Origin of the sequence: Rhizobium sp. NLR22b (assembly GCF_019685295.1) — a bacterium.
Lineage (GTDB): Bacteria > Pseudomonadota > Alphaproteobacteria > Rhizobiales > Rhizobiaceae > Rhizobium.
This window is the reverse complement of record NZ_JABDWM010000004.1, coordinates 270,334-284,449: the sequence shown is the minus strand read 5'-3', so window position 1 is coordinate 284,449 and position 14,116 is coordinate 270,334. Positions and strand designations below refer to the sequence as shown.

8 protein-coding genes and 2 pseudogenes are annotated in these 14,116 nt (G+C 61.4%); 4 read left to right on the top strand and 6 right to left on the bottom strand.

Going from position 1 to position 14,116, the window contains the following annotated elements:
• Positions 1–7: 7 nt before the first annotated feature.
• From HJC00_RS09360 to HJC00_RS09350, 3 genes are read right to left on the bottom strand one after another with little or no spacing between them, the layout of a single operon-like run.
• Positions 8–1,396: an MFS transporter gene (locus HJC00_RS09360; protein WP_221163886.1), complete on the bottom strand. Its 1,389-nt coding sequence runs from the start codon at positions 1,394–1,396 to the stop codon at positions 8–10.
• A gap of 23 nt (positions 1,397–1,419) precedes the next feature.
• Positions 1,420–6,195 (bottom strand): NAD-glutamate dehydrogenase, encoded by a 4,776-nt coding sequence (locus HJC00_RS09355; RefSeq protein WP_221163885.1) that lies wholly within the window; start codon positions 6,193–6,195, stop codon positions 1,420–1,422.
• Positions 6,155–6,457: a hypothetical protein gene (locus HJC00_RS09350; protein ID WP_221122887.1), complete on the bottom strand. Its 303-nt coding sequence runs from the start codon at positions 6,455–6,457 to the stop codon at positions 6,155–6,157. Before HJC00_RS09350 ends, HJC00_RS09355 begins: the two co-directional genes overlap by 41 nt.
• Positions 6,458–6,472: 15 nt before the next feature.
• On the opposite strand from HJC00_RS09350, the gene pdxY reads away from it, so the two are divergent.
• From pdxY to HJC00_RS09335, 3 genes are all read left to right on the top strand, one after another.
• Positions 6,473–7,348 carry a pyridoxal kinase PdxY gene (pdxY, locus tag HJC00_RS09345; RefSeq protein ID WP_210632773.1) on the top strand — a complete coding sequence of 292 codons (876 nt, stop codon included), beginning with the start codon at positions 6,473–6,475 and terminating at the stop codon, positions 7,346–7,348.
• 71 nt (positions 7,349–7,419) lie between these two features.
• Positions 7,420–8,061, top strand: coding sequence for a carbonic anhydrase (locus HJC00_RS09340; protein ID WP_210632772.1), 642 nt, complete (start codon positions 7,420–7,422; stop codon positions 8,059–8,061).
• Positions 8,062–8,151: 90 nt separating this feature from the next.
• Positions 8,152–9,771, top strand: coding sequence for a GGDEF domain-containing protein (locus HJC00_RS09335; protein ID WP_221122888.1), 1,620 nt, complete (start codon positions 8,152–8,154; stop codon positions 9,769–9,771).
• Between the two features lie 52 nt (positions 9,772–9,823).
• On the opposite strand, the gene HJC00_RS09330 is transcribed toward HJC00_RS09335, so the two are convergent.
• The 3 genes and pseudogenes from HJC00_RS09330 to HJC00_RS32985 all read right to left on the bottom strand — a co-directional run.
• The gene (locus tag HJC00_RS09330) at positions 9,824–10,648 is read right to left on the bottom strand and encodes a lytic transglycosylase domain-containing protein (protein ID WP_221122889.1); all 825 of its coding nucleotides are present in this window, start codon (positions 10,646–10,648) and stop codon (positions 9,824–9,826) included.
• Between the two features lie 170 nt (positions 10,649–10,818).
• Positions 10,819–11,853: an aspartate-semialdehyde dehydrogenase gene (locus tag HJC00_RS09325; RefSeq protein WP_210632769.1), complete on the bottom strand. Its 1,035-nt coding sequence runs from the start codon at positions 11,851–11,853 to the stop codon at positions 10,819–10,821.
• 111 nt (positions 11,854–11,964) lie between these two features.
• A pseudogene (locus HJC00_RS32985) lies at positions 11,965–12,174 on the bottom strand (hypothetical protein); the annotation flags it as partial.
• 90 nt (positions 12,175–12,264) lie between these two features.
• Between HJC00_RS32985 and HJC00_RS09315 the strand changes: the two are divergent.
• Positions 12,265–14,020, top strand: a pseudogene (locus HJC00_RS09315) (alkaline phosphatase).
• Positions 14,021–14,116: the final 96 nt, after the last annotated feature.

Here is a 14,116-nt window from a genome sequence, read left to right as displayed (position 1 = left end):
AGAATTGTCAGGATCGGTCGGCGGGATAAGGCGTGCGGATCAGCAGCACCAGCCCGCCGGCGAGAAACAGGATCAGCGTTGCCATTCCGAGCCGCGCTGAGCCGCTCATATAGGTCACCAGCGAGAAGAGCAGCGTCGCCATGAAACTGGTGGCGCGTCCCGAAAGCGCATAGAGGCCGAAGTAGCGGCCGGCTTCCTCAAGGCTGACGCTGCGCGCGAGATAAGAGCGCGACGAGGCCTGCACCGGCCCGAAGGCGAGCCCGATCAGCAGGCCGTAAAGGATATAGGCCTTTTCCGCGGCGGTGCCGAAGAGGCCGCCGGAATCGGCCGTCGGCAGCGCCATCAGGCCAAACAGGGTGTAGCCCGGCCCGGTCGAGATGATGCCGATGGTGGCGAGAAGCAGCATGGTGAGGCTGATGGCGACGGTCACTTTCGAACCGACGCCCTTGTCGATCCGGCCGGCGATCAGGCAGCCGAAGATCGCGACGACGTTCAGGATGATGCCGTAGAGGCCGATTTCGATCGTCGCCCAGCCGAACATGCCGGCGGCGAAAACGCCGCCGAGGATCAACAGGCCGTTGACGCCATCCTGATAGATCATGCGGGCAATCAGGAATTTCAGGGTGCCGCGGCGTTCCTTGAGTTCGCCGAGCGTGTTTCTCAGTTCCCGCAGGCCGGCGCGGATGGCGGTGCCGAAGGGCAGGCCTCTGCGAACATCGGGTGTGAAGAAGAACATCGGCAGGATAAAAATCAGGTACCAGACGGCTGAGATCGGCCCGGTGATGCGTGCGTCCTGGCCGGTCTTGGGATCGAGGCCGAAAAGCGGATCGAGGCCGAGAACGGTCTTGCCGCTTTCCGGGCTTGCCGCCAGAAGCGTAACGACGGCAATGAGCACGATCATGCCGCCGAGGTAACCGATCCCCCAAGCGGTGTTGGAGAGTTTGCCGACCTCGTGCTTGCCGACCAGCCGCGGCATCATCGAATCGTTGAAGACGATCGAAAACTCGGCTGAAACCGAGGCGAGGATCATAAAGATCACGGGATAGAGGACAGGCGAACCGGGGGCTGCGAACCACAGGCCGAAGAGGCTGGCTATCTTGATGATGGCGAAGAAGCCGATCCACGGTTTGCGCGCGCCGGACTGGTCGGCGATCGAGCCGAGAACGGGCGAGAGCAGGGCAATGATCACAGACGAAATCGTCGCCATGTTGCTCCACGTCGTCTGCGCCGACACCGGGTCATCCGTCAGGCGGGAGACGAAATAGGGGCCGAAGATGAAGGTGGTGACCACAGTGAAGAAAGGCTGGGCCGCCCAATCGAAGAACATCCACGCCAAGATGCCCTTCTCCGTGGCTTTCGGCGGCTGTGTTCCTGTCCAGTCTATGCGATTCAACATCCGCTCCTTTTTCGCGGACTGTCTCACCTCGCCCGGTCGCGCGCAAGATCGGTCAGGATGCCTGCGGCAACAGTGATGCGCGCAAGATTGGGATCGCCACTATCGCTGAGGCTCGAAAGCTCCTCGACGATGCGGTTGATACGGACGCGATCCTGCGCATGCCAGGCCTGGACGGGCAGCTTCTCCTTGCCGTGATCGGAAAGCGCCGAGATGACGATATCGCGCCGGGCGCTGGCGATCTGGTCGATGCTGCGCGCCAGCGCCAGATTTTCGTAATGGTCGGAGGTGAGGATCCGGCCGCCGGCTGCGAGCAACCGCGCGATCCGAAAGGTCTTAGACACGGCAAAATAATTTTCGGCCGCGCGCACCAGCGGCTCGCCGGTGCGCTCGGCAATCTGCATGATCTCCGGCACCAGCGCGAAGGTCTGGAGGTTGGCGATTTCGGCTGCCAGCTCTTCGGGCACGCCCGCTTCGGCATATTCCGACTGGCGCGCGGCAGCATCGCCGGCCGCCTGTTCGGCGAAAGCAGGCCTCAACTTCTTCAGAGCCGCCCGCAGCCGGCTAATCACCTCGGCCATATCGGCTTTGGTCATGGCCGTTTTCAACAGCAGGCGCGTGAGCACGATAAAGCTGTGGCTGATTTCCTCGTAAATGCGGTTCTGCATCCCGCCCGATATCTTGCCGTCGAGCGCGTCCGTTTCGGCCCAGAGCCGGTTAAGGTCGAAACCGTCGCGGGCAACAATTGCGGCGCGCACCACCTCCGGAGCCGAAGCCGCCGTTGCGTCCATCATGGCAATGGTGAAGCTCGGCCCGCCGCGGTTGATCGCTTCATTGGCAAGCACGGTCGCGATGATTTCGCGCCGCAGGCGGTGGCCGGCGATATCGCCGGCGTTCGACTTCTGCATTCTGACGGGAAAGTAATTCGACAGTGTCGCCGCAAAATAAGGGTCATCGGGCAGGTCGCTCGCGGCAAGCGCATCGAAGAGCACGATCTTAGCATAGGACAGCAGCACGCCGATTTCCGGCCGCGTCAGCGGCTTGCCGGCCGCATAACGTTCGGCAAGAGTTTGGTCGTCGGGCAAGGTCTCGACCTTGCGGTTCAGCTGACCGGCCCCCTCGAGCACGCTCATGAAGCGGCCGAGTTCCAGGCCGTTGGCCGTGCCCTTGCGCTCCGTCAGTGAGATCGCCAGCGACTGGAGATAGTTGTTGCGCAGGACCAGGGCCGCGACTTCACCGGTCATCGACGAAAGTAGCTGGTCGCGTTTTGCCCGCGTCAGCCGCCCGTCATGCAGGGCCGCCGCCAGCGCGATCTTGATGTTGACTTCGACGTCCGAGGTGTTGACGCCAGCCGAATTGTCGATGGCGTCGGAATTGCAGCGCCCGCCCTTCAGGCCGTAGGCGATGCGGCCTTTCTGGGTGACGCCGAGGTTTGCGCCCTCGCCGATCACCTTGGCGCCCACCTCCGCCGCGGTGATGCGGATCGGGTCATTGGCGCGGTCGCCGACTTCGGTATCGGTTTCGGACGGCGCTTTTACATAGGTGCCGATGCCGCCGAACCAGAGCAGGTCGACCGGGCTCTTCAGGATCGCCGTCATGATCTCGAAGGGCGTGGCCACGGCTTTGTCGATGCCGATCGCACTTACCGCTTCCGGCGTCAGCGTCACCGATTTCGCCGCGCGCGAAATGATCATCGCGCCCTTCGAAAGCACGTTTTTATCGAAGTCCTGCCAGCTCGAGCGCGGCAGGTTGAAGAGCCGTTGGCGCTCGGCCAGCGTCCTTTCCATATCGGGATCGGGGTCGATGATGATGTCGCGGTGATCGAAGGCGGCGACGAGCCGGATCTTCGGGGAGAGCAGCATGCCGTTGCCGAAGACGTCGCCCGACATGTCGCCGACGCCCGCGACGGTAAAGGGCGTCGTCTGGATGTCGATGTCCATTTCGCGGAAATGGCGTTTCACGGTTTCCCAGGCGCCGCGGGCGGTGATGCCCATCTTCTTGTGGTCGTAGCCGGCCGAGCCACCGGAGGCGAAGGCGTCGTCCAGCCAGAAGCCGGCTTCCTGCGCCAACGCATTGGCGGTGTCGGAGAAGGTCGCGGTGCCCTTGTCGGCGGCGACGACGAAATAGGGATCGTCGCCATCGAGCCTTACCGTATCCTTCGGCGGCACGACCTCGGCGCCGGAGATATTGTCGGTGATCGAAAGCAGCGTGCGAATATAGGTCTTGTAAGCCTCGCGGCCCGCATTGAAGATTTCGTCGCGGCTGCCGCCCACCGGAAGCCTTTTCGGGTAAAAGCCGCCTTTGGCGCCGACCGGGACGATGACGGCGTTCTTCACCTGCTGCGCCTTGACCAGGCCGAGCACCTCGGTGCGGTAGTCCTCGGCGCGGTCCGACCAGCGCAGACCACCGCGCGCTACCCGGCCGAAACGCAGGTGCACGCCTTCGACCTCGACGCCGTAGACGAACATCTCGCGGAAGGGTTTCGGTTGCGGCAAGCCGTCGACCAGATTCGGATCGAGCTTGAAGGCCAGCATGGCTTTCGGCGACCCGTCAGGGTTCTTCTGGAAATAGTTGGTGCGCAGCGTCGCGTCGACGATGTTGACGTAGCGGCGCAGGATACGGTCGTCGTCAAGGCTCGGCACGTCGGCAAGCTCGGCCTCGATCGCCTGGTGCAGGTCGGCGATCTTCTTGAGACGGGCTTTGTCGGCAAGCTTGGGGTCGAGCGTGTCGTGGAACAGCCGGAAGATGGCGGCGGCCACACCAGGATATTTATCGAGCGTCGTTGCGATGTAATCCTGCGAATAGGCGATGCCGGCCTGGCGGAGATAACGGGCATAGGCGCGCAACACATTGGCTTCGCGCGCCGAGAGCCCTGCCGAAAGGATCAGCCGGTTGAAGCTGTCATTGTCGAGCGTGCCGGCGAAGGCGGCGACGAAGGCTTCCTCGAGCGCAGCGCCATAACGATGCAGGTCGATATCGCTGCCGCTGCGGGTTTCGAGTTCCATGTCGTGCAGCACCACGAGTTGGGTTGGGCCATCGGCGACCTGTACCCCAATGTCGAAGGTGCGTTCGCTGACGACATTGAAGCCGAGGTTCTCGAGAAGCGGCACGCGGCGCGACAAGGCCAGCTGGCCGCCGGCATGGAAGATCTTCAGCGAGAGCACGCGGCCCTGTTGTTCGTGACGATGATAAAACTGGATGCGAAGCGGCTCGCCGGCGGCGCAGGCGCCGATATCGGCGAGGTCGGCCACGGTCTCTTCAGGGCTAAAGGAATCCTGGAAGGCCTGATCGACTGATAGTCTCGGCGACTTCGATCCGGCGAGCGCTTCGAAACGGTCGTCCCAGCGGGCGGTGATTTCGCGGATCGTCTGCTCAAGCTTTGCCTGCGGAATGCGTGGCGTCTTGCCGCCGGAGCGACCGATGATGAAATGCACGCGGGCAACGCCGCCTTCGGGGAAAGCCGGATAATAGGCGGAGACACGGCCGTCATAGACCGTCTTCAGATAGGTGCCGATCCGCTCGCGCACGATCGAGTCATATTCCTCGCGCGGCACATAGACGATGACCGAGACGAAGCGGTCGAAATGGTCGATGCGCGGCAGGACGCGCACACGCGGCCGGTCGGCGAGATCGTTGATCTGCTCGGCAAAGCTGGCAAGCAATGTCGTGTCGATCTGGAAAAGATCATCGCGCGGATAGGATTCCAGCGTGTTGTCGAGCATGCGGCCGGAATGGCTCATCGGGTCGAAGCCGAAATGCTCTTTCACCTTCTCGATCTTGGAGCGCAGCAGCGGGATTTCCGAGGCGAGCGACGTATAGGCCGTCGAGGTGAAGAGGCCGACGATGCGCAGTTCGCCGGTGACGTTGCCCGCGGCGTCGAAACGCTTGACGCCGACATAATCCATATAGGCGCGGCGATGGACGATCGATTTCACGTTCGCCTTGGTCACGATCAGGAACTCGGGGCCGTCGAGGAAGGCGAGGATCTCCGGAGTCGTCGTCACGGCGTCCTTGCCGGTGCGCAGCACGAGAACATCGGGGTTGGAGAGAATGCCGAGGCCCGCCCCCTTGTCCCGCTCGACCTTGGCGTCGGCACCCTTGCCGGAATAGATATATTCGCGCATGCCGAGGAAGGTGAAGTTCTCGTCGCGCAGCCAGCTCAGGAAGGCGATCGCCTCGGCGTGTTCAGCCTTTCTGCGGCCGGCGCCGTTGGCCGCAAGCTCGGCGATCACCCCGTCGAGCTTGGAAAGCATCGGCTTCCAGTCCGAAACCGACAGGCGGACCTGTTCGAGCACCATCTGGACACGTTTGACGAGATCGGCCGCCTGGTTGGAATTGAGCGGCGCGATATGAAGCTGGATATGGCTGACCCGCGTGGCGGGATCGCTCGGCTGGTCGGCGGAATAGAGCCCGGGAGCCTTGTCTCCTTCCATCACCAGGATGGGATGTACGGCCATGAAGAGATCGCGATGGGTGCTCGTCACTTCTCCCATGACCGATTCATAGAGAAACGGCATATTCCGGTCGGTCACCGAAAGCACCGAGACGGCAATGCCGTCAGGCGTCACACCGCCGATGGTGTCGATGCTGACGCGCGGCGTCTTGGCGTTCCAGGCGGCAAGTTCTTTTGCCGAATGCACGGCAGAAAGCGCCAGCATTTCGGGCGTGTAGCGTTCGAGATCGTCATTGCTTGCCCGGCCGAAGAGAATTTCCGGATCGAGATGGGCCTCGCCCCTCTCCCTGGCGATCTTTCGCGCGCCCTCAATCTGTTTTTCTCGTTTGGGATTGTTTCTGGCAGCCATGGATCGCCTCCCGCAATAGACTGATTTTCTGCAAGCTAGCAGAAGATTCTTCGAAAAAATCTCTAAAATGGGGGCCAGCCGGATGGTTTTGATGCTTTTTTGACGCCGGAGATGGGGAAATGTCGGAGATTTTTCCGATTTCGTAGCCAAAACAAGCGTGAACGGCTCTCTTTTTGTTTTCTCTTCCGCCGCACATTTCCACGCTCACGTGAAGAATGGTTGACAGCCCGGCGTCAAAAAGATCATCAAACGCCATCATCATTCGGACCTCGGTTTAATGTCGGAAAATGCAGCGGGCGCAGTCATCGTTATTTCCAGCCATGTCGTGCGTGGCTCGGTTGGCAATCGGGCGGCGGTGTTTGCGCTGGAGACGCTCGGCCACCCGGTCTGGGCGCTGCCGACGATCGTTCTGCCCTGGCATCCCGGCCATGGCCGTTCGACGCGGCTGACATTTGCCGAAGCGGATTTCGATGCGGCGATCGACGATCTGATCCGCGCACCTTGGATCGGCGAAGTCAGGGCGGTGCTTTCGGGCTACTTCGGCAATGCCGCCCAGGCACGCTCGGTCGCTCGGCTGATCGCTGCGCTCCGGCAAAACAATCCCGAACTGCTTTATGTCTGCGATCCGGTCATGGGCGACCTCGGCGGCCTCTACGTGCCGGAAGCGACGGCCGAGGCCATTCGGGATCATCTCATTCCGCTCGCGTCGCTCGCAACGCCGAACCGGTACGAGCTCGCCTGGCTGTCGGGAGCAGCGCTCGATGACAACAGCGCAATCATGGAGGCGGCGCTGGCGCTTGGGCCGTCACGCATGCTCGTCACCTCGGCGGTCCCGATGATGGCGGGCGGTACCGGCAATCTCTACCTTTCCGGCCGCCACGCGCTGCTTGCCGAGCACCGCGTCGTCGAGAACCCGCCGAATGGTCTCGGTGACCTGCTGGCCGCCGTTTTCCTGTCGCGCCTGCTCTCCGGCCTCGAGGATGAAAAGGCGTTGCAGCTTGCCACCGCCAGCGTGTTCGAAGTGCTTGCGCGTGCGGTCAAGCGCGGCAGCAACGAGCTGATGCTGGCCAGCGATGCGCTCAGCCTGTCGACGCCGATGGCCATGGTGCAGATGCGCCGGCTCGTGCACCCGGTGCAGCGGCGGAAAAAATGACGCATTTGTCAATGTGCGCATTTTGCGGTGCGGCAGTTGATCTTGTCTTCCGCGCGCGCTAATCCAGAGGCATGCAGCGTTTTCCAAACACCCTTCTGAACGGTTATCGCAACTTTATGAACGGGCGTTATGCCGACGCCCGCGACAGGTATAGGCAACTTGCCGAAAACGGCCAGAACCCGAGCACGCTGGTCATTGCCTGTTCGGACTCACGTGCGGCTCCCGAGCTGATCTTCGATGCCGGCCCGGGCGAGCTTTTCGTCATCCGCAACGTTGCCAATATGGTGCCGCCCTACCAGCCGGACGGTCATTTCCATTCGACATCGGCCGCTCTTGAATTTGCCGTGCAGGCGCTGAAGGTCTCGGACATCGTCGTAATGGGCCATGGCCGTTGCGGCGGCATCCGCGCGGCACTCGATCCGAACGCCGAGCCGTTGTCGCCCGGCGATTTCATCGGTCGGTGGATGTCGCTGGTCAAACCCGCAGCCGAACAAATCCAGAGCAACGACGTGATGACCGAGGCTGAGCGACAGACGGCGCTGGAGCGTGTCTCCATCCGCAATTCGATCAACAATCTCAGAACCTTCCCGGAAATAAAGGCGCTCGAGGACGCAGGAAAAATGCACCTTCATGGCGCCTGGTTCGATATCTCGACCGGCGAGCTCTGGGTCATGGACGCTGAAACACGCGATTTCATCCGTCCCGAAATCTAGGAGCGGACCGGTTTATCAGTTTTTTAAGGATTGCTGTTAAGCTTCTAATCGGCTGCACACGACCGGCATTTGATTACGTGGCGATTGGCGATGAAGTTTGAAACCATCAAAAAGGTTATCCTGGCCGCCATCCTGCTGCCCTTCGTCTTCATGCTCATTGAAGGCGTTTTTGTCCTCCGAACTTCCATCTTGCAATACCGAGATCTCGAGAACGACCGGCGGTTCGCCGACGTACTTGCGCGCGGCGGGTCGATCGCGGCCACGGAAATCCTGAGCGAAATCGATGCCACTCGCCGCTATCTCGCGCATCCCAGCAGCGGGACTGCTGTCGACATGCAGCAAAGCCGGCTGACGCTGGATCGCGAACGCCATGCTTTCTATGCCAGCTTGCCGTCGCGCGATACGCTCGATCAAGGGCTTGCAGATGAATTGGCGGCCCTCAGCCTTGCCTATAGCCGCATCATCGCCGCGCGAAGCGCCGTCGACCAGGGCCGTTACTCCGGCAGCAACCCCGGCTCCATCTACTGGTATGCGGCTCTCAAGCAGCTTGCCGTCGTCGACGCACTTTCACCGCTGATCAGCGACCCGGTGCTGCTTGAAAAATCCAACCAGTTGATGGGCATCCTGCTCACCTACTACGGCGAAAGATTGATCACCGGGATTGGCACCCGCTACCTCGATCAAGACGTTTCCGCCAGATTTCCGATTGAACTGTTCATTCAGGGCAAGACCATGCTCGGTGCCGGCATGGATCACATGGTCTTCCATTCCTCAGCGCCGGTCGTGCGCGACATCGTTGCCTATCTCGGTCGCAGCGACCAGATGAAGGCGAATGCGATCACCGACGCCATTCTCGCCGGCTCGCGGCCGTCGCGCGCAATGGGCGACGCCTGGGCGGCCGCACAGCGCGAACGCATGGCTTTCCTTCAGCAAAAGATGGTGGAGGCCGCGAGTGATATTCACGAGACTGGCGAACAGTTTTCTACCCTCTCGCACGTACACCTGACGCAGATTCTGGCGCTGTGTGCAGGCCTGCTCATCCTCGCCACGCTGGTGATGGTACTGGCGGCAAGAGGGCTTCGGCTGATCGACAAGCTTACTCGGGACCGGGAAACGTTGGTGGGTGAGTTGCGTAACGCTGCTCAAACCGATCTTCTGACGGGGCTCTACAACAGGCGCGGCTTCGAGGTCGCCGCCTCGGCGCTCCTTACGCAGGCCGAGCACGGCTCGCACTGGATTTCCGTCGTTCTCTTCGATCTCGATCATTTCAAGAAGATCAATGATGTCCATGGCCATGACGCTGGCGACGCCGTGCTTCGGCACGTTGCCGGCGTTGCGCGCCAGAATTTTCGTTCCTTCGATCTCCTGGTGCGCCATGGGGGCGAGGAGTTCCTGGCTCTTTTACCGGATTCGACGCCCGACGAAGCCGCAATCGTCGCCGAGCGCGTGCGACGGGCGATCGAGACGGCGGAAATCCCGCTTGCGAGTGGCGATTTCCTCAAGGTCACGGCGAGCTTCGGATGCGCCGGCCGGGCAAACGACGCCGCCAACCGGAACTTCGAGGATCTGGTCAAACGCGCCGATCTGGCGCTCTACGCCGCCAAGGCTTCCGGCCGCAATTGCGTCGTGTCGGGGCCGGTCGTGCCGGCCCCGCCGCAGGAGGAGCGACGCAAGACGGCATCGGGCGGCAGTTTTGATTCCCGCATATGAAAAACGCCGCGTTCGCAGCGGCGTTTCCAAAAGCCTGGCTGTCAATGAAGGCTTATCTGCCGCCGTCGATCTGTTGGCCGATATAGGCGATCGCCTGCTGATAAACGCTGGCGGCGTTCCACCCCTGGATCGCAGTGAAATTCGGCTCTCCCGGCTGATAGCCGGCGCCGGCACGCCAGCCGTGGCCCTTGAGGAAATTTGCGGTCGAGGCCAGCGCATCGGCGCGGGAGCCGACCATGTCGACCCGGCCGTCGCCGTCGCCGTCGGCGCCGAAGCGCACGACGTTGCGTGGCAGAAACTGCGTCTGGCCGATTTCACCATGGGCGGCACCCTTGGCCTGCGGGCTCAGATAACCTTCGGAGACCAGCTGAAGCGCAGCATAGAGCTGATCGGTGAAATAGTCCGAACGACGGCAGTCATAGGCAAGGGTCGACACAGCCGACAGCGTATGCTGGTTGCCCATATAGCTGCCGAAACCGGTCTCCATGCCCCAGATTGCGATCAGCGGACCGGCGGGAACGCCGAAGCGGCGTTCGATCGAGGAAAAAAGGGCCTGGTTGGCCGCTTTCATCGACCGGCCGCGGGAAATGACGGCGGCACCGCCGCGCTTCTGCATGAAGGCATCGAAGGAGAGCTTGAAGCTTTTCTGGCCGCGATCGGCGGCGATCGTCGGCTTGTTGTAGTTGACGTTGGCGAAGGCGCGGCTGAGCACCGATTGGCTGACGCCATTGGCCGCTGCCGTCTGCTTGAAATCGGCGACCCAGGCGTCGAAGCCGGCGCTGGTATTGCCACATTGCAGTCCTTGCGCGAACGCCGGTACCGCGTGGAGGACGCCCATTGCCGCAGCGGCCGCCAGAAACAACTTTGTCATGCGCATTGAGAAACCCCGCTCTCGATCTGCATAGTTTTTAAGCGGGCAAGAGAATGCCAGCCACTCGCGATTTTGTCACGATCACCGTTTAGCGAGCGCTTATACAGTCGTATTTGCCCCGGAAAAAGCCCCACTCAACGAGCAGGGCTTTAACATCTTATGGTTTACAAATGGTATCAGGCTGCCTGCTTGCGCGGCTTGACCAGGCCGCGATTGACGAGCAGCTCGGCGATCTGGATGGCGTTCAGCGCCGCGCCCTTGCGCAGGTTGTCGGAGACCACCCACATATTGAGGCCGTTTTCGACCGTCGCGTCCTCGCGGATGCGCGAGATATAGGTCGCATCTTCGCCGGCGGATTCATAAGGCGTGATGTAACCGCCGTTCTCGCGCTTGTCGATGACGAGGCAGCCCGGGGCATCGCGCAGGATATCGCGGGCCTGGTCGGCGGTGATCTCGTTCTCGAATTCGATGTTGACCGATTCCGAATGACCGATGAAGACGGGCACACGCACCGCCGTGCAGGTCACCTTGATCTTCGGATCGAGCATCTTCTTCGTCTCGGCCAGCACCTTCCATTCTTCCTTGGTGTAGCCGTCTTCCATGAAGCTATCGATGTGCGGGATGACGTTGAAGGCGATGCGTTTGGTGAACTTCTTGTTCTCGATCGGATCGGCAACGAAGACGGCGCGCGTCTGGTTGAAGAGCTCGTCCATGCCGTCCTTGCCGGCGCCGGAGACCGACTGATAGGTGGAGACGACGACACGCTTGATCTTGGCGAAGTCGTGCAGCGGCTTCAGCGCAACCACCAGCTGCGCGGTCGAGCAGTTCGGATTGGCAATGATGTTGCGCTTGGTGAACTGCGTGACGGCGTCCGGGTTCACTTCCGGCACGATTAGCGGCACGTCGGCGTCGTAACGCCAGGCCGAGGAATTGTCGATGACGACACAGCCCTGCTGGCCGATCTTGGGGGAGAATTTCTTCGAGACCTCGCCGCCGGCCGACATCAGGCAGATATCGGTATCGGAGAAATCGTAATTCTCCAGATTGGAGACCTTCAGCGTCCGGTCCCCGTAGGACACCTCAGTGCCCTGCGAACGCGAGGAGGCGAGCGCCACGACCTCATCGGCGGGGAAGCCGCGTTCGGAGAGGATGTTGAGCATCTCCCGGCCGACATTTCCGGTGGCTCCTGCAATTGCTACTTTGAAACCCATTTCTCAAGCTCTCTTTCTCTTCTCTCCTCTTGTCCGGTGAGGGGAAAGGCGCGACGGATCGCGTCTTCCTGTCCCCAGCCGAGCCGGGGAGAGAGCGGCAGGCCAGAGACGTCAGACGGTTTTCGTCGTCGTTTTGGCCTTGGTTTTGGCAGAAACCGGAACGGCAATGTCCACCCCGGCAACCTGTGCCCGGTCATTGCATGCGGCAATGGCGTGTTCGTCGCGAACCATGGAGATTCCTTTTCCGCTGTTGCTCTTAGAAGGTTTTCCACAGGAGTCAAGGTTTTTGCGCTCGGAGGCGGAGGGCGAAAGCGGCCGCCGCGATGCTGCGACGTTTTGTCATGCCGCTGTCATCCCAGGGAGGTATCCCGGCTCGGTTGTCAATGTCTGCACCGAAAACGGGGGTTTTCCATGCGTACGCTTCTTGCCGCCTTTGCGGCCACCACCATCCTTGCGGGCGCCGCTCAGGCGACGACGGTCTATCCGCTCGATCGCGCCACGATCCTTGTCGGCTCGCCGTTCGATTTCAAGGTCGAGCTCAACAAGCAGGTCAAGCCTGAGGACGTGAAGATCACGGTCAACGGCCAGGATTACAAGAGCGTTCTCGGGGGCGAAGCGCAGTTCATCGAGCTGGAAAAGGGCAAGGAAGACAAGGCTCTCGGCTCCGCTCTGCTGTTGCGCGGCTTGAAGATTTCCGTTCCGGGCGACTACAAGATCGAAGTCGCTGCCGGCGACGAAACCAAGTCCGTCACCTGGAACGTTTACGAAACCGCTGCCCAGCCGAAGGCCAAGAATATCATCTTCCTGCTCGGCGACGGGCTTTCCGTCGCGCATCGCACCGCCGCCCGCATCATGTCCAAGGGCATGACCGAAGGTAAGGCGAATGGCCGTCTGAACATGGACGATCTCGATCGCATGGCTTTCATCGGCACGTCGGCGACGAATGCCGTTGCCACGGACTCGGCCAACACCATGTCGGCCTTCATGACCGGCCATAAGACAGCCGTCAACGCGATCGGCGTCTACGCGGACCGTACACCATCTTCGCTCGACGATCCGCGTGTCGAAACTTTCGGCGAAGCCGTCCGCCGTACGACGAAGAAGTCGATCGGCATCGTTGCGACATCTGAAGTCGAAGACGCTACGCCGGCTGCTGTCGTTGCCCATACCCGCAACCGCGGCGACAAGGCCGACGTCGTCGGCATGCTGCTCGACGTCAAGCCGGAAGTCCTGCTGGGCGGCGGCTCGGCCTATTTCCTCGGCAAGGAGGTCGCCGGTTCCAAGCGCAAGGACAATCAGGATTACATCAAGCTGTTCCAGGATGCCGGCTACAAGCTTGCGACCGACAAGAACGAACTCGCCGCCAATGCGTCGGCTGAAGGCAATCTCCTCGGTCTCTTCCACACCGGCAATATGGACGTGACGCTCGACCGCGAATTCCTGAAGAAGGGCACTGTCGACAAGTTCCCGAACCAGCCGGGCCTCGTCGACATGACCAAGGCCGCGCTCGACCGCCTCTCCAAGAATCCGGATGGTTTCTTCCTGATGGTTGAAGGCTCCTCGATCGACAAGATGTCCCATCCGCTCGATTGGGATCGCGCCGTTGTCGATACCATCGAATTCGACCAGGCGATCGGCGTTGCCCGCGAATTCCAGAAGGCGCATCCGGACACGCTGATCGTCGTTACCGGCGACCACACGCATGGTGTTTCGATCATCGGAACCGTCGATGACGAGAAGCCGGGTACGGAAATGCGCGAAAAGGTTGGCACCTATGCCGAAGCCGGCTTCCCGAACTACAAGGACGAAAATGGCGACGGCTATCCCGACAAGATCGACGTCAGCCGCCGCCTGTTCCTGAGTGCCAACAATGGCCCCGATCACTACGAGACCTTCCGTCCGAAGCTCGACGATCCCTTCGTTCCGGCTGTCCAGAACGAAAAGAAGGAATATGTCGCCAACGAGCAGTATAAGGATGTTCCCGGCGCCGTCTTCGTGCAGGGCAATCTTCCGAAGAGCAGCGAGAGCGGCGTTCATGCGGTCGACGACGTCGTCCTGCAGTCGGCCGGCCCGGGGCGCTGAAGGCTTCCATGGCTACCTCGAACAGAGCGACGTCTACCGTGTGCTCGCCGACGCCTTCGCGCTCGGCGCCAAGCAGACGAACTGATCGGAAACCGATCCTGCGGGGCAGCTTGCCGGCCTTGCCTCTTTCGTCGATCATCTATCCCGGCCGCTTACAGCGCCGCGCGTCTTTCAGACGCGC